This window comes from Aeromicrobium sp., assembly GCF_047606445.1.
Taxonomy (GTDB): domain Bacteria; phylum Actinomycetota; class Actinomycetes; order Propionibacteriales; family Nocardioidaceae; genus Aeromicrobium.
In genome coordinates this window covers 1-18,074 of the sequence record NZ_JASGEK010000005.1, presented here as the reverse complement: position 1 = coordinate 18,074, position 18,074 = coordinate 1, and the positions used below count along the sequence as shown (strand labels likewise).

The following is an 18,074-nucleotide window of genomic DNA, read 5'->3' as shown; positions in this document are numbered from 1 at the left end:
TCAGTGCGTGTGTTCATGCTGCAAACTCCCGACCATCACGCGACGTCGCGACCGCAGGTGCGACGCCGTGGTCGACGACCAGGGTGAGCAGAGCGCCGTTTGTGGCAGTGCGCTGCCTTCCAAGCAGAAGTTTGGGGTTCGAATCCCTACGGGCGCGCTCAACCCCCTCGGCCATCTGGCCGGGGGTTTTCTGCGTTCCGGGTGGTCAAGTCCCCCGCGTGGCGACGCGCACGAGCCGAGCAGGGGCTCGCCGACGCGGTGAAGGAAGCCCGCGCCGCGTCCCTGTCGTGGCGTGCGGTCGCTGAGGCTATCGGCACGACAGGCGAGGCCGCACGCCAGCGATACGCGAACCACGCTGAGAGCGCATGACGGCCAATGGGACGTGGGGTTCGAATCCCCACGGGCGCGCAGGACAAGGTCCCGAGCTTCAGGCTCGGGGCCTTGTCGTGCGGTCAGGCCTGTGCGGTGTGGCGGAGCAAGGCCGGGATGAAGGCGGGCCAGGCGGCCGGTGGGAGATCGTGGCCGACGTCGTCGAAGGTCAGCAGGCGGGCGTCGGGGATCGCCGCGACGAGCGACGCGCCGTGCGGCGGCGGGAAGCACGGGTCGAGGGCGCCCTCGACCACGAGCGTCGGCACGGTGATCTCGCCCCAACCGCCGCCTCGTGGCGCGTCGAAGGTCATCATCCAATGGTTGGTGAGTGACGCCCGGGAGTCGCGGGCCCGGTCGACGTCGCGGGTGGCGCGGGCGCGGACGGCCTCGACGTCGAGATGCGGGGAGCGTCCCGAGAGGGCGGCCACCGAGGCCGTGACGTGATCGATCAGCGCGGCGCGGTCGGCGTCGTCGGGCAGCGGAGGAAGGCTGGTGAACTCCGGGTCGGGCGGCGGCAGGTCGTCGGCGCCGCTGGTCGTCGTCACCAGTGTCACCGTGGCGACCCGCTCGGGGTGGTCGACGGCGAGGAAGAGCGCCGCCCCGCCGCCCATCGACCGGCCGACCACGTGCGCGTGGTCGACCCCCAGCGCGTCGAGCACGCCCGCGGCGTCGGCGGCGAGGTCGCTCATCGCGTAGTCGGGCCGTCCGGGCGGGCAAGCCGTGGAGCGGCCGGTGTCGCGCTGGTCGTAGCGGATCACGAAGCGTCCGCCCGCCGCGACGGCCTCGCACAACCCCTCCTCCCACCACAACATCGACGCTTGCGCGCCGTGGATCAGCAGCACAGCGGGGTCGCGGGGATCGCCGAAGGTCTCCACGCACAGCTCGACCGCGCCGACGTCGATCATCCGCTCGGTCATCACGCGGCGCCCTTCGTCGCGAGGAAGGTGAGCCAGATCTGGTCGTCGTCATGGCTCCGCGCCCACCACGACGTGCTCAGCCCGACAGCGGACAGTCGCTCCTCGAAGGCGTCCTTCGTCCAGAACGTCGTGAGATAGCGGCCGCCGGACTCCCGCCCCTCCCACCGCTCGCCGTCGCCCTCGCGAATCGAGACGAGGAAGGCTCCCCCGGGTCGCAGCGCCGCCGCGACCTCGCGCAGTACGCCGCCGACCGCCGAGCGTTCGAAGTGCTGCAGCACGCACAGCGCCATCACTGCGTCGTACGAGGCATGGTCGGCGTCGGTGTAGGGGCCGGTCAGGGCGTCGAGGAGGTCCACGGCCAGACCGCGCTCGGCCTGCAACGCTTGGAACGCCGGACTCGCGTCGGTGCGTCGGACGCGCGGCCCGAGTTCCTCCAGCGCGTCGGCGTCCCAGCCGGGCCCGGAGCCGAGCTCCAGCACGACCGCCTGCCCGGCGGTGATCGCGACCAGCCGCCGCATCGCCTCCCGCGTGGTCGCGCCGGGACCAGCCTGGGTGGCGTCGGCGTAACTGCGGGCGCTCTGCTCGTAGGCCGCGAGCGTCTCCTCGTTGGCGGTGCTCTCAGTCATGACAACGAGCACTGGAGAGGTCAGGCGGTGACGGCGGTGCGGATGGCGTCGCAGGCTGCGGCGGCGACCGCGGTGTCGGCGAATCCCCAGTACTCGCAGCGCAGGCTGGCGTCGGCCGTGACGTAGGTCGACCAGGTGACCCGGCCGATGGCGACCGTCAGCGGATGCGGCGCCGAGATCGAGTACGACCAACCGGCCGGCTCGCCCGGACGGTAGTCGGCCTCCGGGAACGGCTCGACGCTGCCCTTGGCGTCCAGCCACTCGGCCTGCGCGAAGGCGAGGACGTCCTCGGGGGTCTCGGCGGGGTGCTCGGCGGTCTTCACCACGGCCTTGATCCCGACGTGGCCGTCGCCGGTCGTCCACTCGCAGCCCTTGCCGTTGGTGGCGCCGATGGAGTTGCCCGGGTTGCTGGCCGCGACCGAGCCGAGCACGTCGAAGGCGGCGCCGAGGTCGAGGTCGCCGCACAGGGGCGCGGGGTCGATGCCGGTCGCCACGTCCTCGGTCGGCTCCGGCGTCTCCTCGGGGGCGGCGCAGGCGGCGGTGGCGACCAGGAGGCCGGTCGCGGCGGTGAGGGCCAGGCGGGACAGGGCAGGACGAAGGCGCATCGGAATCCTCACAGCGATCAGGCCGACCCGACGTCGGCCGCGTCCACTCTAGACGAGCGCGGCGGCCGATGTCGTACACTGGCGGGCGGAGCGCGACCCGTCTGGCGTCTCGCGCTCGTTCACGGCGTTCTCGGGGGATCAGCCGCTTCTAGGCCCGGTCCTCACGCGACGCCGACCTATACCCGATCGATGCGTCGTGACTGAGGCCGTGACGCATGCTCCGAGGAGGAGTTCGTGGCCAATCGAGGTCAGGGTCGCTCGGGCGGACAGCGTTCCGCCGGGGGCCAGCGTCGACGTGAGATCGACAACCAAGGCATTCTGCCCGTGCTCGCGCGCGGCGTCCGCGAGGTCGAGTCGGCGGTGCAGCGCGGTCGCGGGCAGTCGATCCGGTCCCGCTACCAAGCCATCGCGCTGTTGGTGCGCGAGGAGCGCCAGCGCGTCAAGAACGACCCAGCGATCCCCGAGGGGAACCGGGCGGAGCTGTTGAAGCGGCTCGACGGGGTCGCCACGATCCTCGCTAAGACCGCCACCCGCGAGCCGCACCTGTTCGACCTGCTCGCCGAGGACGCGGTGCCGTCCGACGAGGTGCGCATGCTCATGCGGGAGATGAGCCAGGCCGCGGGCGTCGAGGTGGCGCCCGAGCCGGAGCCGGTGGTCGACGAGCAGGCGGTGGCGCGGGTCGAGCGTCGCGTGCTGCCGCGGTCGGTCGTGGCGCGACAGCTCGCCAACCCGTTCATGCCGCCGGACTTCTCCGCGCCCCCGCCGCCGACCCCGGCCACCCAGCGCCTCTCGACGTGGGAGCTGATCGGCCCGCTGTTGTCGGCCTTCGAACGGGCCAGCGCCGGCAGCCCGGCCTGCATGGAGCTGCCCGAGCCGACGAGTCTGACGACGCCCGGCGGCCCGCCGCTCATGCGCCACCAGGCCGAGGTCGTCGAGGCGGCCCGCGAGGGACACCGCACCTTCTTGCTCGCCGACGAGCCGGGCCTGGGCAAGACCGCGCAGTCGCTGCTCGCCGCGCACGCCGCCGACGCCTATCCGCTGCTGGCGGTCGTGCCGAACGTCGTCAAGGCGAACTGGGCGCGCGAGGCCGAGATCTGGACCCCGCGCCGCACGGCCACCGTCATCCACGGCGACGGCGACGACATCGACGGGTTCGCCGACATCGTCATCGTCAACTACGAGGTGCTCGACCGGCACGTCGGCTGGCTCGGCGATCTGGGCTTCCGGGGCATGGTGCTCGACGAGGCGCACTTCATCAAGAACAAGTCCTCGCAGCGGTCCCAGCACGTGCTGCAGATCGCCGACCGGATGCGCGAGCGGGTGGCCCGCCCGCTCATGCTCGCGCTCACCGGCACCCCGCTCATCAACGACATCGAGGACTTCCGGGCGATCTGGGAGTTCCTGGGGTGGATCGACGAGAAGCAGCCGGGCCCGCACTTGATGGCGGCGCTGGAGGAGACCGGCCTGACGCCGCTCGACCCCGGCTTCTATCCGTCCGCGCGTCAGTCGGTCATCGACCTGGGCATCGTGCGTCGCCGCAAGATCGACGTCGCCTCCGACATCCCCGACCGCCGGGTCGCCGACATCCCCGTCGAGCTGGAGGGCGAGGCCGCGCGGTCGATCAAGGCCGCCGAGCGCGAGCTGGTGCGCCGTCTGCTGTCGCGCTACGACCACTCGATCGCCGCGCGCGGGGAGAAGCCCGAGGGCATCGACCGTCAGTTGGTCGAGCATGTGGCGATCATGGTGCGCGACGAGACGCCCGCCGACGACGCCGAGAACGTGTTCACGATGATGCGCCGGATCGGTCAGGCGAAGGCCTCGCTGGCCGCCGACTACGCGGCGCAGTTGGCGCGGCAGACCGGCAAGGTCGTGTTCTTCGCCAAGCACATCGACGTCATGGACACCGCGCAGGAGGTGTTCGCGCAGCGCGGTTTGAAGTACGCGACGGTGCGCGGCAACCAGACTGCGGCGTCGCGTCAGGAGGGCATCGACGCCTTCGTGAACGACCCCGAGGTGAAGGTCATCGTCTGCTCGCTGACGGCGGCGGGCGTGGGCCTGAACTTGCAGGTCGCGTCGAACTTGGTGCTCGCGGAACTGTCGTGGACCGACGCCGAGCAGACCCAGGCCATCGATCGCGTGCACCGCATCGGCCAGGACGAGCCGGTCACCGCGTGGCGCATCATCGCCGCGCAGACCATCGACACCAGCATCGTCGAGCTCATCGACCGCAAGGCCGGCCTCGCCGCCCGTGCGCTCGACGGCTCCGACGAGGAGGTGTCGTCAGCCGACCTCCAGCTGGAGACCTTGGTCGCCCTGCTCACTCAGGCTCTCGAGGCCCGCTGACTCTCGTCGTCAAGATCTTCGCAGGTCGACGAGTTGGTACGAGGAGCCGAGTCGGCCGGTCCAGTCATTGGATTCGGAGCGGAGGTCGGCGGTGGTCATGCCCGCGATGGAGTCGGGGAGCCATAGCATGGGTTCGGTGAGTGGACGGGAGAAGCCAACGCGGATCCGCGGTGTGATCGCGTGACGGCTGCGTAGTGCGTCGATCATTCTGACATCGCTACGATCTTGTGCGCGTTGACGTGATTCGATCCAGACCTGTGCCACACCGAGCTGGTCTAACTCGAACAGCAGACGTTCAAGGCATTTACGCCGGGATCGTTCTTGTTGATGGGGCTTCGCGTCGGTGATGACCACCACGTGGACGACCGCTAACGCGGCGATGTTGCGGCAGATCTGGATGCGAGTGGAGTTGTCCTCGGCGTGCCAGTGGAGTCGTTGACGATTCCTTGGCAAGAGTTCGTGCAGCGTCGCTTGGGCTGGTGCGACTGTGTCGCGAGCGCAGACGGTGGCCGCGAGCACGTAGAAGCCGAGTCGGGTGGCGCTGACCTCCACTGACTCGTCGATCCACGCGCACAAGGCTTCGTCCATGGCGTCACGGTAGGTGGTCGTCACTGATGTGGCTACCAGTTCGATCGCTTGTCTGTGGATATCTTGATGATGGCAGGATCGGCTGTTAAGGTGAGGGCATCGCCCGCCCCGCTGGGGACTGGGAAGTGGAGGCCGGAATCCCCGCCGCATGACGGGAGCCGGCCTCGGCGCTTTTCTGGGACGAGTCCCTGTGACTGTGTTGTTTTCCGCACATCTCGCGTAAACTCATGTATGTGCTGTTTTCCGCACAACGTGGAGGTGGCGGATGAGGCGACGGTGGGTGGTGCGCGAGGGCGCCGATCTGACGCGCGCGATCGGCGAGGTGCGGTGGTCGCGAGGTCTGACCCAGGAGGCGCTGGCGGGCGAGACAGGTGCCGACCGCACGCGACTGGCGCGTTTGGAGCGCGGAGCGACGACGAAGTTGCTGGACCTCACGGTGCGACTCCTGCGCCACCTCGACGCGACGATCGTCGTCGAGTTCGACGACGAGGCTCCTCATGGCTAGGCGACGACCGCCGTTGTCAGCGGTGCTTCATGGGACGGTGGTCGCCGAGTTGACATCGTCGGGACCAGGCCAGGTGACGTGCCGGTACACGCCGGAGGCGCTGGCCGCCTATGAGCTGAACGCTCCTGTGCTGTCGTGCTCGCTGCCGTTGTCGCGGCGGCCCGCCACCGAGGCGGGCCGGTTCTTCCGAGGCCTCCTGCCCGAAGGGGCGGCGCTGGCGGCGGCCGCGGCGCTGGCGGGCGTGCCGACGTACGACACGTTCGGGCTCCTGTCGCGATTCGGCCGCGATGTGGCGGGGGCCTGCGTGATCGGGACGGACGTCGGCGAGCGTGTGCCGGGAGGCGTCGAGCACTATTCCGACGACGGGCTGGCGGAGGAGGTCGCCGATCTCGACGAGCGGCCGCTGGCTCTCCACGACGACAGCGAGTTGTCGCTGCCCGGGTTGCAGAACAAGCTGCTCTTGGTGCGAACGCCGACAGGGTGGGCGCGACCGGTCGGCGGGTACCCGTCGTCGCACATCCTCAAAGTGGAGGACCGTCGCTTCGCCGGGCTCGTGTCGGCTGAGGCGGACGCGTTGCGGCTCGCGCGCAGGCTCGGATTGACGACCGTCGAGACCGAGGTTCATGAGATGGGCGGCGTCGACTGCCTGGTGGTCTCACGCTTCGACCGGACTGCTGACAACGGGCGGATGCACCAAGAGGATCTGTGCCAGGCCGTCGGGGCGGACATCGACAAGGCGCGAGGTCGAGGCAAGTACGAGCAGTACGGCGGTCCGGGCTTCGCGGACGCCGCTCGGCTGCTCCGACTGCACGCGATCGATCCGGCGAGGGAACTGCGCCAGTTGTTGCGGACGGTGGTCTTCACCTATGTCATCGGCAACGGTGACGCTCACGGGAAGAACCTGGCGTTGCTGCACCGGACGCCGGGCCACGTCGAACTGGCGCCGTTGTACGACACGGTTCCGACGATCTTGTGGCCGCGGCTGCCCGACCGGGCGGCGATGTCCATCGGAGGAGTCACGAGGTTGTCCGCAGTGCGGCGCTCTGACATTCTCGCCGAGGCAGTGACGTGGGGTATGCCGGTCGATAGGGCTGAGGCGGTGATCGAGGAGTTCGTCGACGACTGTCGGTCGGTCCTGGGCGAGACGGCGGTGTCAGATCGGCTGGCGGTGTTGCTGGAGGAGCGGCTCGCACTACTGGCGAGCGAGCGGCTCACGCCATGACGAGGGCGGCGATCACGACGGCGACGAAAGGGAGGACCATCAGGGCGGTCACGCCCAGCGCGATGACGAGCGCCGTGTGACGCTCGTGGAACCAGAGCATCGGCAGCAGTTCACGCGGTAGATGCGACGGTCGCGCGTCGAAGGTCGGGTGATGGCTGCGGCGCAGTTCACGAGCCAGCTGGTCGGCGAAGCCAGGCAGCTCGGCTGGGGGCAGGGCGAACCAGGACAGCCGCAGCCGTCGGCCGGTGCGAAGGTCCAGGAGCGCGAGGGTCCGCTGCCCCTGGAAGCGGTCTTCCCCGAAGTCGCCGCCGACGTGAGCGATGAGCCAGGCGGAGGCGACGTGGGGCGTCAGCATCATGGTCCGTGACCTGAATACGCCCCGCACGGTCAGGCGTCCCGGTGCGAGCACGATCTGTTTGCGGACCACGGTCAGCGCGAGCGGGACGCTGACGACGACGAGCGCGATCACCAGCGAGATCGCCGCGATCAGCGGCGCGTTCGGCCCCCAGAGACGGAGCGGATAGGCGACCGAGCCGCCGGCGGCGAGAAGGCCCGCCGCCACGACGGTGCGACGGCGCTCTCGGCCCTCCCAGACAGCCCTCCACGAGGCGTTGACGATGATCATGAGGAGACGGTGGCCTTGTGACCCAGTCGGTCAGCCGTAGATCCAGACGATGCCGGCGATGGTGGGGATGAGGCCGACGAACTGCCAGATCGGGGGGAGCAGCGGTCGCTTCAAGATGACGAGCATGACGGTCACCATGATGACCGCGACGACGCCCGACATGAACAGCAAGACGACCGCGTCGCCGCCACGACCCTCGCCGTGCACGATCTCCGAGACGACGACGAGACCGATCACGCCGTGGATGGCGACGGTGAAGAAGGCGATCGACAGAACGCGTCGCCGCACACGGTCGAGGGCGGCGAGTTGTCGTGCGCGTTCCTCGGGGGTCAACTGCTGGGTCATGAAGGCTCCTGCTCGGGGGTGCGGCCCGAGCCTACGCGGGCGGCACGTCAGCTCGCGGAGCGGCGGGATCGCTCGTTCGCCTGCTCGATGAGGATCTGGTAGATCCCGTCGACACGACGGCCGAGGTCGGCGATGGAGGCTTGGGTTTCCTCCCGAGCCTTCTGGTTGTCGGCCCGGGCCTCCTCGCGGGCCCTCGCGTTGTCGGCTTTCGCCTCCTCGCGGGCCTTCTGGTTGTCGGCGCGCGCTTCCTCGCGGGCCTTGGCGTTGTCGGCACGCGCTTCCTCTCGCGCTTTCTGGTTGTCGGCCCGGGCTTCCTCACGCGCCTTCGCATTGTCGGCTTTCGCTTCGACGCGGACTTCGATGGAGGCTTTGACGATGGTGCGGTGGAGGTAGGCGGTGGCGCCGACGAGGGCGATGATGAAAGCGAGCGTCATACCGCCGACGGCGATCCACGGCTGGGCGTTGAGGGTGTCCACGATGCTCATGGCTCCATTCTGAGATCGATGAGTGGCTGATGACCAGCAAACCGTTCAGCAGAGGCGGAGTCGAGGGCGACGTCAGCGCCTGTGGACAGTGTGACGAGGACGTGTCAGGCGCTTGTGGATAACGAGCGTGGGGGCTTCGGGGCGTAGCGTGGCGGTGTGAGTGAGACGGTCGTCATCGGAGCCGGACTGGCTGGTCTGGCGTTCGCTGCGGCGGCGCGACAGTCCGGGGTCGAGGTCGAGGTGCGCGAGGAGCGGGCCGAGCTCGGCGGCGGCGCGGGCCTGACGATCTGGCCGAACGCGCTGGTCGCGCTCGACACGCTCGGACTCGGCGAGGCGGTGCGCGATCTCGGCGAGCCGGCCGCGTCGGGGGTGATCCGGCGCGGCGACGGGTCGTTGGTGCGTCGTCTCGACCCCATCGCCACGATGCGGGCGCTCGGCGAGCCCGCGCGCGTGGTCGACCGGGGCGAGTTGCAGGCGTTGCTCGCCCGCGCTGCGGGTCCGGTGCGGCTCGGCGCGCCGCTCGGCGATGTGGCCGAGGTCGACGCCGACTTCGTGGTCGGGGCGGACGGCTTCCGGTCCGTCGTGGCCCGTCATCTCGACCCGCGTCTGGGCGAGTGCCCGGCGGGCTATGTCGCGTGGCGCGGGGTCGCGCCGGTCGCCGTCGATCCGACGACGGCGGGCGTCGTGTGGGGCGACTGCGCCGAGGCGGGCGCGGCCCCGATGCGCGGCGGTCGCACCTATTGGTTCGCGACGCGGGCCGACGGCGGCGAGCTCGACCCGGCCGATTGGCCTGAGCCGCTGCCGGAGTTGATCGTGGCGACCCCGACCGACCAGGTGCTGCGGCACGAGATGGTCGACCGCGACCAGCCCGCGCGCTGGCACGACGACCGCCATGTGGTCCTCGGCGACGCCGCGCACGCCATGCAGCCGGGCCTCGGCCAGGGCGGTTGCCTGGCGTTAGAGGACGCCGTGGTGTTGGCGGGTTTGTGGGCCGAGCACGGTCCCGGACGACGCACCTTCGCGGAGTTCGAGCGGCGGAGGCGTCGCCGGGCCACCGCCGCGCAGCGCTCCTCCCGCGCCGCCGGCAAGACGCTGCACAGCCCACGCGGCCAACTGGCCGGCACGATCGCCCGCCGCGCCCCCGAAACCCTCGCCCTCGCCGCCCTCGCCCGCTTCGGCAGCCGCGAGGCGGGGCTGCGCGCCGTGGGCGGCTCATGAGCGGCAGACCCCGGGCCGCAGGCGTTCGGAGTTGTTCGGGTTCGGCGGGATCGCCTCATTCGAGCGGACAGCGACGGCGGATGTCGCGATGATCGGCTCATGGATTCTGTCGCTCCCGTTCCCGTTCCGCCACCTCCTCCGGCGCGGAGGAAGAAAGGCGCCTGGCTGGTCGGCGGGCTCGTGCTGCTGCTCGTGCTCGGCGCTGCCGCCGGCGCCGGCTACTGGTGGTGGTCGCAGTCGGACGACTCGCCTTCGGCCGAGTCGGTGGTGTTGGAGGCGGTCGACGCGGCGGGGGAATCTCCGTGGACCGAGAGCGTCGCCGGCGAGGTGGAGTTCTCCGAGGACGCGTTGGAGCGGATCGACGAGGAGTCGTCGGCTGGTGGTCGTGTCGACGGCGCGACGCCGGGCCTGTACGGCGGCACGAACGACAACTCGTCGTGCGACCGTGAGCAGTTGGCGAACTTCCTCACCGAGGACGACGCCAAGAGCGAGGCGTGGGCTGACGCGCTCGACGTGACCGTCGACGAGGTGTCGGCCTTCGTGGGGTCGCTGGCGCCGGTGTTGCTGACGCGTGACACGGCGGTGGTCAACCACGGGTATGAGGACGGGAAGGCGGTTCCGTATCCGGCGGTGTTGCAGGCGGGGAGCGCGGTGTTGGTGGACTCCGCGGGGGCACCGGTCGTGCGCTGTGCTTGCGGCAACCCGCTGGGCGTGCCCGACGAGGACCTGAACCTCTCGGACACCTCCGGGACGACCTGGAAGGGCTACGAGCCGGAGTCGGTCGTCGGCGTCGCTCCTGCCGCCGAGCCGGTCGATGAGTTGACGCTGATCGACGCCGTCACCAGCGAGGACCGCCAGACGCTGATCGGCGGCCCGGCGACGGAGGTGGTCTACCCCTTCGATGAGGACGGAGAGGTCGCCGAGGGGTGGACCGTCACGGAGTCAGAGGGAATAGACTCGTTGAGTTTCTCGTATCTGGGTGTTTCGGAGTACGCCACGACCCCAGGAGTCTTCCACTACGCCTGGGCGCGGGGGGCTCAAGAGCCAGCCTGCTGGCTGAACCCCGACGGCACTGACACGGTCTTGTGCCTGGGTGACCCGCAGACAAAGGAACTGCGCATGATCGCGGTGCCCCAACCTCCGCCGCAGGCCGACCTGGATCGACTCGCCGACGGTCCGGTCCTTCCCTTCTGGATCGAGTTGGCCGACGGCTCGCGCTGGCTTCAGAGCAGCGGATATGGCGGTTTGGGCTCGGAAAGCACCGGCGGTGTCTGGCCGTATCTATGCGCCCAGGAGTGTGGTGCGACCAATGAGATGCAGGGTGTGTTCCTGGCCGAGGGGGACGATCCGCTGGAACGTCGCGATGACGGCTGGTACGTCTACCGCGGTGAGCTCGGCTTCGACGCAGCGTCGTTGCCCGATCCGGAGTCGGTCAAGGTCGCCAAGGCCTGGTACGTCGCCGGACCGCCTCAGCAGTGAGCCTGACGGGGCCCACCGCCGAGGCGGCGGGTCCCGTCAGCAGGGGCCGCCGTAGCCGCCGCCTTCGATGAAGCCCTCACTGACCTGGTGACTGGGCATCCAGATGATGAGCTCGAGTGGGGCCTGATCCTCGGCGGAGCCGAAGGCGAAGGCCAACGATCCTCGCTCTCCGAGCACCGCGAAGACGACACCGCCCGGACGCCCGTCGTGCTCGCCTATGACGAGAGTCTGATCGGCGTAGGCCTGCCGCACCTCGGCGAGGGTGTCACCTGTGGTGACGCCCTCGTCGGTGACGATGTGGGAGTGCCCCTCCCAGAGGAGGCTGCGGTAGACGGTCCTCGTCTCGTGATCGAGGTCGATGTGGACTCCATTGGACCCGTCGGCCGACTCCCAGTACACGTTCGAGTCACGGCACATCGGGTCGTCGGGCCGCTGGAACGCGCCGGTCGCGACGATCTGGTCGGCGGTCCAGTCGGCGGTGACCGGTCCGAAGTGGTCGGGGCCGATGGTCCAGCTGCTCGGGTCGGCGAGGTCCCACGCGCGGATCTCGTCACCGCTCGTCGCGTCGAGCAGGGTGAGTTCCTCGACCGGCTCGGGCGCGGGAGTCACGCCGATGACCGCCTTCGGCTCGTAGCCGTCCCAGGCGGAGCCGTCGGTGTGGGTCAGATCGAGGTCGTCGGTGGGCGTGGCGAGGGGGTTGCCGCAGGCGCACCGGACGACGGGAGCGCCGGTGGCGTCGACGAGCACGGCGCTGCCGGCTTGCAGGACGGCGTTGAACGCGGTGGCCTCACCGTTCTCGAAACCGTGGTTGACGACGGCGGTGTCCCGGGTGAGCACCGCCGGGGTGAGGGAGGCGATGTAGTCGCTGGTGCTCTCGGCGGACAGTTCGAGGGTGTCGGCCCAGGCCTTGTTCTTCGCGTCGTCGGCGGCGAGGAAGTCGGCGAGCGCCTGCTGGTCGCAGGCCGAGTTGTCGGTGGTCCCGCCGTACAGGCCGACGGCGTCGCCGCCGACCTGGCCGTCGAGGTCGCGTTCGTCGACCGCCTCGCGCGCGGCGTCGGACAGTTCGACCTCACCGGCGACGCTGTCGGTGAAGGGCGAGTCGCCGGCGGAGTCGATAGCCTCCAACACCACCGGCTCGCCAGTGGGAGTCGCGCTGTCGTCGCTGCCGCAGGCGGTCGCCAGGGCGGCCGTCATCAATGCGGCGACGCCGGCGGCGAGGAATGGAGATGGTCGGGTGAGAGCAAGGGAAGCAGCCATGCGCCACAAGCTAAGTCAGCGGCATCGCTGACTTCTCCGTTTCGACGCCGCCTGACTGTTCGGGGTTGTTCGGGAACAGTGGGGTGTTGGATGCGAGGTCTCAGAACTGAGGGCGACCGAGCTGATTCTCCAGTTGGTGAACGATCACCTGGGGGGCGACGCCGAAGGTCTGGGCGATGCTGTCGATCTCGTCGTCGGCCATGGTCTCGATCCCGGCGGCAGGGGCCAAGAACTCGGCGGCGAAGGCGCGCTCGACGCGGGAGGCGTAGTCATCGCGATGAGTGAGGAGAGTTCCGTGGCGGGTGTGGTCGAAGGTACGGCGTCCGAGCGCGCGGGCTGCGGCGAACCGCGCGGTGGTGGTCGACGTTAGGTTCGGAAGGACCACGGAAGTCCCCTGGTCATGAGACTGAGCGAACCCGACGACCCGATGAGGAGGAAGGGCGCTCACGGTGGCGACGGCGACGAGCGCGTGGACGTCGAGCGGCTGGTCGGGCGGGAGCCCCAATGCCTCACGTGCCTGCCGGGCGCGTCGATAGCCGAGCTTCCAGGGAGGCTCCGATATTCCGTAAGGGAGGGGCTGAGAGTCCAGCGCCAGCGGCGGCACCTCCGTTGACAGGGCTGCGGACAGTGCTTCGCGAAGCCAGGGAACGACCGCCGACAGCTCGCTCAGGTCGCTGTTCGCCGCGAGATCGGCTAAGAGTTCGGAGTCGAAACCATGAGATCCGAGCTCCAGGATCAATGCCTCGGTCGACTCGTCGAGGTCGTAGGGGTCGTGACCGAGAGCGGCCGCTGTGCGGCAGAAGGCCGCGACGTCGCTGTCGGCTGAGGCGATGGCGGCCCACTCGTCATGGAGAGCTGTCCGTGAGACGCCGGATTCGTCCAACTGCTGAAGGGTGGCCTCGATGAAGTTGCGCACCTCGCGCCACATCGCTGTCGGTTCGAGGAGGAAATCGCCGGTGGAGAGGAAACGGACGGTCTCGTGGCGGCGGTTGGTCGGGTGGAGCAAGGCACGGACGTAGCCGGGACCGGTCTCGAAGGTGAGATCCGGCCACGGCAGGCCATCGCCTGCCACGGAGAGGCGGAAACCGTCCTGGCGGACAGCACGGGGAGAGGTGATCCTCCACCAGTTCATCGCGAGCCACTCGGCCAAGGGGTAGGTGGGGACGTTGACACGCCGACGCACCCCGCTGCGGCTGTCGCGGTCCTCGACCAAGGTTGCGGTCACATCGCCGACGTCGATCTGCAACGTCGACCATGTGGCTCGGAGTTCAGGGGTCCGTACCTCAGGAGCGGACTGCCATTCCCACTCGAAGCGGAGCATCTACACGGCTCCCGACGGTCGTTCGCTGGGGTCGAGCGGGTAGCCCTTGTACTCTCCGAGGCTCTTATTGGTGAGCCGGGCCTCGAACCATGCGCCGCCGTCCTCCGGATGAGCCCAGACATAGCGTGGGAAGTCATCGTCGAAGGCGGCGCTGACGTTTCCGGCGAGGATCGCCTCCCGCAGCCACGAGGTGACATGCTCTTGGTTGTCGATATGCGTGGGGCACTTCGTCGCGTCGGAGCGTGCTTGCGCCGGTCCGGCGAACGAAGGGAACGTTTTGTGCTCAGGCGATCCGACATAGCGAGCCCAGGCAGCACAACGCGCCAGAACGTCGGAGGAGACGTCCTGGGCGACGGCGCGTTTCTGTGGGCGCTTTCGACCGGGTGATCTCACATCGTCAGGCTAACAAGGTCGGCTGTGGAAAGCCTGTCGTGCGTGACGCTCGCTGTTGCACAAGCGACGTCTCACGGGGTGAAGACCGCGATGCCCAGCGCGATGAGGGGGAACAACCAGGACAGGCAGGCCAGGACGATGGCGGTGGTCGCGCCGGTGTGGGTGGCCCCCTCGCGGATCGCCTGGCGGGCGAGCACGATCGCCGGGACGCTGAAGACCACACCGAGAACACAGCACAGCAGACTCAGCACGCCGAAGGCGAGCGAGAGGCTGGCTTTCTGATCCGCGTCGAGGTGTTGGTCGGAGGGGAACAGCGGGCGCCGCTGAGGGGATTGCTGATTCGCCATGGCGACAGTGTGGCCGTCCTGCCCGGCGTCGCGTCGACTGTCGAGGGGTTGCGGCTGTTCGGGCTTGTTCGAGAGTGTTCGGGGTTGTTCGGAAAAGCCCAGACAGTCCGGTGAGCGGTGTCGATCCGGGGCAGACTCATCGACGGTGAGGCGAGGGTGCGTCTCACGCCGTCTCCCTGTCGCTTCCCAAGGATGTGCTGTCACCGTGGCGTTCAAGATGTTCGACGTTCTCCGTTACGAGGGTCCCGAGTCGGCCGAGGTGTTCGCCTGGCGGCACCCGAACCGTGATCTGAAGGTCGGCACGACCGTCATCGTGCAGTTCAACCAGGAGGCGCTGTTCGTCAGCAACGGTCGTCCGGCCGCGACCCTGGGCGAGGGCAAGCACAAGATCAACGGCGGTAACGTCCCGTTCCTGACAGCGGTCTCCAAACAGTTCAGCGGTGGCGTCTCGTCGCATTCGGCGCAGGTCTGGTTCGTCAACCTCAACTTCGACATCCCCAACATCAAGTGGGGCACCCCCACGCCGATCAAGGTCGTCGACCCGAGTAGCGGGCTGCGGCTGACCGCGCGGGTCAACGGCGAGTTCACGGCGCGAGTGGTGGACTCGCATCTGTTGGTGGAGAGACTGATGGGGCAGCGCGAGGCGATCACTCGTGAAGACGTGCAAAACCTGGTGCGTCAGGCCACGCTCGCCACGGTCAATCAACATATCGCTCAGGCGTTGGCCGGGCAGGAGGTGGACATCCTCGACACCACGGTGGCGGCCCCGGCCATCAGCGAGGGCTTGCGTTCTTTCATCGCCGACAGCACGACACGGACGAAGTACGGCGTCGAGATCGACGACTTCCAGGTCCAGCACATCGTGTACGACGAGTCGGAGGAGGCTTATCAGCAGGTCGTGGAACGGCGTTCGCGCCTGTTCGAGGGGCGCACTGTCGTCGAGGAGAAGCAGCTGCAGGCCCAGGGCACGATCGTCGACGCTCAGGCGCAGGGCCAGGCGACGGTGATCGGCGCCGACGCCGACAGCGCGGCGACCGTGCTCGGGGCGCGGGCCGCGGCCACCAAGCGTCAACTGGAGGGCTACACCTACCAGGAGGAGCGCCAGTTCGACGTGCTCGACAAAGCCGCCGCGAACGAGGGCTCCGGCAGTGAGGCGATGAACCTCGGCATGGGGCTGACGATGGGCCTGGGCGCCGGTCGTGCGGTCGTGCGGCATGCTCGACCAGGCGATGGGCGAGGCCGGGCCGCAGCAGCCGCAGTCGCCGCCGACGGGACAGACGCCCGCGGCGCCTCCGGCAGGAGATGTGAAGTTCTGCATCGGCTGTGGGACGAGGCTGCCGACGGTCGCCAAGTTCTGCTCGTCGTGCGGCCAGGCGCAGGAGGTCTGAGCGATGCGGAACCCGCAGATGGCTGTCATCGGCCTCATCCTCGTCGGCGTCACGGTGCTGCTCACGACCCTGTTGGCCGACCTCGACGAGCCACGCCTCTGGGTCGCGCTGCTGGCGGTCGTCGTCGCCGAGGTCGCGTTGGTCGCCCCCTCGCTGCTGCCGCCGGACGCCCTTGGCCGAGGTGAGGACTTCCTCGTGCGGCTCCCGGCGAAGGTCGCCGGAGCGGTCTACCTGCTCGTGACGTTGGCGCTGCTCGTGCTCCATACGGTCGTGCCGATGACTCCGCTCATCGTGGCGGAGCTGGTGGCCGCCGCGCTGGTGGCTGTCGTGGCCCTGTCGGTGAGCCGGCATGAGGACCAGCTCGCCGGCGATCAGGTGGCGCACGCCGACGGCGATCCGTGGGAGCGCCGGACGGGGAGCTTCTGATGGACCATGTCACGCGAGTGGTGTCGTTGGTGGTGGCCAGCGTCGTCGTCTCCCTCAACGTGCTCTTCAGCGCGGGATTCTTCCTGTTCGCCTGGCTGCCCGAGGTCGCGTTCGCCGACGCCCGGCTCAGGCGGGAGAACAACGGGACGGATCTGCCGAGCTGGAGCGAGAACTACGCCGATGTCGTCGGCCACACGGTGGGGCTGCCCGGGGCGGGCCTGCCGCTGTTGTACTCGGTGTTGGTGACGACCTTGGCGGTCGCCGCGTTCGTGAACGCCGGGCGGCGGCTGCGGGTGCGGTCCACCGCACTGGCGCTGGAGCAGGTCGCGGCCTCCGACGACTCTTATCGGGCGGGGCTCGGGGCGGCAGGGCCGTCCGGTGCGTGAGTTCGGTCGGATCGCGTCAGTCATCGGACGTCTCGCCTACGCGACGTTCGTCTCCGTGGTGGTGATGATGCTCCTCGTCATCCCGGCCGCCGTCATCTCCGGGATTGACAGCAGTCGTGGTGACGACGGTTTCAGTTGGATCGCCGTGACGCTGAACGTCATCGGGGGCACGGCGTGTTTCCTCCTGCCGACGTGGGCGGTGGTGGGTCTGATCGGCCGGGTGAGCCTGGCGACGGCGGCGCGGGCCTTCGGGTTCGTGTTCTTCGGGTGGTATCTCAGTCGGGACGCGGTGTACTACCGGGCGCTCACCATCGGAACCCCGGGTCTGTTCGCCGCGATCATGATGATGGCGACGGGGCAGGAGTCCGACGAAGCGACGGTCAAGCTGGTCACCACCGTGTTGGGCGTCCTGATGCTGTCGGTCCCGCTCGGCGTGGTGGCGCACGCCTGTGTCGTGGTCTATCGGGAGAGCAGCCAGCGGTTGGCCGCCGCGGCGGCGGAGAAGGTCGAGCAGGTGCATGACGTCTTCCGTCGCACCGGCGTGACCGAAGCCGCTGAGGAAGTGCTCTGTCAGAACTGCGCCTGCCTGAACGTGTTGGACCTGAGCCGGAGCGCGAAGTGCGAGGCCTGTCGGGTGATGCTCCACCGAGCTTGGAAGGTGTCTCATGGGTAGTCGTCTGGTGGCGTTGTGGGCCACGGTGATCGCCACCGTCGGGATCGGTGTGTTGGGGGTGACGGTCCTGCGCGACGCCGGACGCGGCAGCGACTGGCTGGCGCTATGGGTCCCCTTGTACGCGCTGCCGGTCGTGGCGGGCCTGCTGCTGACGGCCTCGTTCTTCCGGCCGATCCTGCCGCTTGTGGATCCGGCGCAGTTGGCGGCCGCCCGCGCCGCGGCCCGCGCCGACGGCGCCGCTGTGGCGGCGGTGCGTGAGGCGGGTGACCGCGAGGTGGCCGACACCGTGAGAGCACTCGACACCGTGACCAACCGGTGTGGAAGTTGTTTTTCGCCTGTCGTCGGTCTGGCCGACGAACAGGTGCGATGCGAGGCGTGTGGGCAGCAGCATGTGATGGTCGGGCCTGACGGTGGCGAAGGCGACGAGCGTTAGGGAACCGCTGATCAACTCGTAGGTCTGGGGCGGTGTCGGCTGGCCGGGCTGTCCGGTCAGGGTTGTGGGGTCGAGTTTGGGTCTTTGGAGGGTGATTTTCCTTGTGTTCCTGCCCTTTCCCGG

At 69.1% G+C, this 18,074-nt stretch carries 21 protein-coding genes; 10 read left to right on the top strand and 11 right to left on the bottom strand.

The annotated features are described in order from the left end of the window. Window positions 1-452: 452 nt before the first annotated feature. The 3 genes from QM621_RS01485 to QM621_RS01475 are packed head-to-tail and all read right to left on the bottom strand — an operon-like array spanning window position 453 to window position 2,517. Window positions 453-1,286 carry an alpha/beta fold hydrolase gene (locus tag QM621_RS01485; protein ID WP_414988578.1) on the bottom strand — a complete coding sequence of 278 codons (834 nt, stop codon included), beginning with the start codon at window positions 1,284-1,286 and terminating at the stop codon, window positions 453-455. After that, window positions 1,286-1,912, bottom strand: a complete 627-nt coding sequence (locus QM621_RS01480) for a methyltransferase domain-containing protein (protein WP_414988577.1) — start codon at window positions 1,910-1,912, stop codon at window positions 1,286-1,288. Before QM621_RS01480 ends, QM621_RS01485 begins: the two co-directional genes overlap by 1 nt. Before the next feature lie 20 nt (window positions 1,913-1,932). Then, a complete protein-coding gene (locus tag QM621_RS01475; RefSeq protein ID WP_414988576.1) occupies window positions 1,933-2,517 on the bottom strand; it encodes a hypothetical protein in 585 nt (194 codons plus the stop codon). A 234-nt stretch (window positions 2,518-2,751) separates the two neighbouring features. On the opposite strand from QM621_RS01475, the gene QM621_RS01470 reads away from it, so the two are divergent. After that, window positions 2,752-4,860 carry a DEAD/DEAH box helicase gene (locus tag QM621_RS01470; protein WP_414988575.1) on the top strand — a complete coding sequence of 703 codons (2,109 nt, stop codon included), beginning with the start codon at window positions 2,752-2,754 and terminating at the stop codon, window positions 4,858-4,860. A 9-nt stretch (window positions 4,861-4,869) separates the two neighbouring features. Here the strand turns inward: QM621_RS01470 and QM621_RS01465 are convergent, their stop codons facing one another. Next, entirely contained in the window at window positions 4,870-5,448 is a 579-nt protein-coding gene (locus QM621_RS01465; protein WP_414988574.1) for a hypothetical protein, read from the bottom strand. A 265-nt stretch (window positions 5,449-5,713) separates the two neighbouring features. Between QM621_RS01465 and QM621_RS01460 the strand changes: the two genes are divergently transcribed. Both QM621_RS01460 and QM621_RS01455 read left to right on the top strand, forming a co-directional pair. Further along, window positions 5,714-5,953 (top strand): hypothetical protein, encoded by a 240-nt coding sequence (locus QM621_RS01460; RefSeq protein ID WP_414988573.1) that lies wholly within the window; start codon window positions 5,714-5,716, stop codon window positions 5,951-5,953. Then, window positions 5,946-7,175: a HipA domain-containing protein gene (locus tag QM621_RS01455; protein ID WP_414988572.1), complete on the top strand. Its 1,230-nt coding sequence runs from the start codon at window positions 5,946-5,948 to the stop codon at window positions 7,173-7,175. The genes QM621_RS01460 and QM621_RS01455 overlap by 8 nt, the downstream gene beginning before the upstream one ends. Here the strand turns inward: QM621_RS01455 and QM621_RS01450 are convergent. Genes QM621_RS01450 through QM621_RS01440 form a run of 3 tightly spaced genes read right to left on the bottom strand, consistent with a single transcriptional unit; the run spans window position 7,165 to window position 8,630 of the window. Then, window positions 7,165-7,800, bottom strand: a complete 636-nt coding sequence (locus QM621_RS01450) for a hypothetical protein (RefSeq protein WP_414988571.1) — start codon at window positions 7,798-7,800, stop codon at window positions 7,165-7,167. The two genes, QM621_RS01455 and QM621_RS01450, sit on opposite strands and share 11 nt — an antisense overlap. A 30-nt stretch (window positions 7,801-7,830) precedes the next feature. After that, window positions 7,831-8,145 (bottom strand): hypothetical protein, encoded by a 315-nt coding sequence (locus QM621_RS01445; RefSeq protein ID WP_414988570.1) that lies wholly within the window; start codon window positions 8,143-8,145, stop codon window positions 7,831-7,833. Window positions 8,146-8,192: 47 nt separating this feature from the next. After that, window positions 8,193-8,630, bottom strand: coding sequence for a hypothetical protein (locus tag QM621_RS01440; RefSeq protein ID WP_414988569.1), 438 nt, complete (start codon window positions 8,628-8,630; stop codon window positions 8,193-8,195). A gap of 156 nt (window positions 8,631-8,786) precedes the next feature. Between QM621_RS01440 and QM621_RS01435 the strand changes: the two genes are divergently transcribed. Then, a complete protein-coding gene (locus QM621_RS01435; protein WP_414988568.1) occupies window positions 8,787-9,848 on the top strand; it encodes an FAD-dependent monooxygenase in 1,062 nt (353 codons plus the stop codon). Window positions 9,849-9,947: 99 nt separating this feature from the next. Further along, on the top strand, window positions 9,948-11,327 hold the full coding sequence (locus tag QM621_RS01430) for a DUF6777 domain-containing protein (RefSeq protein WP_414988567.1): 1,380 nt from the start codon (window positions 9,948-9,950) through the stop codon (window positions 11,325-11,327). Between the two features lie 36 nt (window positions 11,328-11,363). On the opposite strand, the gene QM621_RS01425 is transcribed toward QM621_RS01430, so the two are convergent. The 4 genes from QM621_RS01425 to QM621_RS01410 form a co-directional block, all read right to left on the bottom strand. Beyond that, window positions 11,364-12,584 (bottom strand): DUF6777 domain-containing protein, encoded by a 1,221-nt coding sequence (locus QM621_RS01425; RefSeq protein WP_414988566.1) that lies wholly within the window; start codon window positions 12,582-12,584, stop codon window positions 11,364-11,366. Window positions 12,585-12,684: 100 nt separating this feature from the next. After that, entirely contained in the window at window positions 12,685-13,905 is a 1,221-nt protein-coding gene (locus tag QM621_RS01420; protein WP_414988565.1) for a hypothetical protein, read from the bottom strand. Then, window positions 13,906-14,298: a hypothetical protein gene (locus QM621_RS01415; protein WP_414988564.1), complete on the bottom strand. Its 393-nt coding sequence runs from the start codon at window positions 14,296-14,298 to the stop codon at window positions 13,906-13,908. Window positions 14,299-14,369: 71 nt separating this feature from the next. Then, window positions 14,370-14,645: a hypothetical protein gene (locus QM621_RS01410; protein ID WP_414988563.1), complete on the bottom strand. Its 276-nt coding sequence runs from the start codon at window positions 14,643-14,645 to the stop codon at window positions 14,370-14,372. Between the two features lie 205 nt (window positions 14,646-14,850). On the opposite strand from QM621_RS01410, the gene QM621_RS01405 reads away from it, so the two are divergent. From QM621_RS01405 to QM621_RS01385, 5 genes are read left to right on the top strand one after another with little or no spacing between them, the layout of a single operon-like run. After that, complete coding sequence (locus tag QM621_RS01405; RefSeq protein WP_414988562.1) at window positions 14,851-16,218, top strand: SPFH domain-containing protein; 1,368 nt, start codon at window positions 14,851-14,853, stop codon at window positions 16,216-16,218. A gap of 10 nt (window positions 16,219-16,228) precedes the next feature. Next, window positions 16,229-16,459, top strand: a complete 231-nt coding sequence (locus tag QM621_RS01400) for a hypothetical protein (RefSeq protein ID WP_414988561.1) — start codon at window positions 16,229-16,231, stop codon at window positions 16,457-16,459. Next, window positions 16,459-16,845, top strand: a complete 387-nt coding sequence (locus QM621_RS01395) for a hypothetical protein (protein ID WP_414988560.1) — start codon at window positions 16,459-16,461, stop codon at window positions 16,843-16,845. The genes QM621_RS01400 and QM621_RS01395 overlap by 1 nt, the downstream gene beginning before the upstream one ends. Beyond that, window positions 16,838-17,518, top strand: a complete 681-nt coding sequence (locus tag QM621_RS01390; RefSeq protein ID WP_414988559.1) for a hypothetical protein — start codon at window positions 16,838-16,840, stop codon at window positions 17,516-17,518. The genes QM621_RS01395 and QM621_RS01390 overlap by 8 nt, the downstream gene beginning before the upstream one ends. After that, complete coding sequence (locus QM621_RS01385) at window positions 17,511-17,951, top strand: hypothetical protein (protein WP_414988558.1); 441 nt, start codon at window positions 17,511-17,513, stop codon at window positions 17,949-17,951. The genes QM621_RS01390 and QM621_RS01385 overlap by 8 nt, the downstream gene beginning before the upstream one ends. Window positions 17,952-18,074 lie beyond the last annotated feature (123 nt).

Coding starts and splice junctions, on each gene's coding strand:
- QM621_RS01485 (WP_414988578.1), bottom strand. CDS start 1,286: ATGACCGAGCGGATGATCGACGTCGGCGCGGTCGAGCTGTGCGTGGAG.
- QM621_RS01480 (WP_414988577.1), bottom strand. CDS start 1,912: ATGACTGAGAGCACCGCCAACGAGGAGACGCTCGCGGCCTACGAGCAG.
- QM621_RS01475 (WP_414988576.1), bottom strand. CDS start 2,517: ATGCGCCTTCGTCCTGCCCTGTCCCGCCTGGCCCTCACCGCCGCGACC.
- QM621_RS01465 (WP_414988574.1), bottom strand. CDS start 5,448: ATGGACGAAGCCTTGTGCGCGTGGATCGACGAGTCAGTGGAGGTCAGC.
- QM621_RS01460 (WP_414988573.1), top strand. CDS start 5,714: ATGAGGCGACGGTGGGTGGTGCGCGAGGGCGCCGATCTGACGCGCGCG.
- QM621_RS01455 (WP_414988572.1), top strand. CDS start 5,946: ATGGCTAGGCGACGACCGCCGTTGTCAGCGGTGCTTCATGGGACGGTG.
- QM621_RS01450 (WP_414988571.1), bottom strand. CDS start 7,800: ATGATCATCGTCAACGCCTCGTGGAGGGCTGTCTGGGAGGGCCGAGAG.
- QM621_RS01445 (WP_414988570.1), bottom strand. CDS start 8,145: ATGACCCAGCAGTTGACCCCCGAGGAACGCGCACGACAACTCGCCGCC.
- QM621_RS01440 (WP_414988569.1), bottom strand. CDS start 8,630: ATGAGCATCGTGGACACCCTCAACGCCCAGCCGTGGATCGCCGTCGGC.
- QM621_RS01430 (WP_414988567.1), top strand. CDS start 9,948: ATGGATTCTGTCGCTCCCGTTCCCGTTCCGCCACCTCCTCCGGCGCGG.
- QM621_RS01425 (WP_414988566.1), bottom strand. CDS start 12,584: ATGGCTGCTTCCCTTGCTCTCACCCGACCATCTCCATTCCTCGCCGCC.
- QM621_RS01420 (WP_414988565.1), bottom strand. CDS start 13,905: ATGCTCCGCTTCGAGTGGGAATGGCAGTCCGCTCCTGAGGTACGGACC.
- QM621_RS01410 (WP_414988563.1), bottom strand. CDS start 14,645: ATGGCGAATCAGCAATCCCCTCAGCGGCGCCCGCTGTTCCCCTCCGAC.
- QM621_RS01395 (WP_414988560.1), top strand. CDS start 16,459: ATGGACCATGTCACGCGAGTGGTGTCGTTGGTGGTGGCCAGCGTCGTC.
- QM621_RS01385 (WP_414988558.1), top strand. CDS start 17,511: ATGGGTAGTCGTCTGGTGGCGTTGTGGGCCACGGTGATCGCCACCGTC.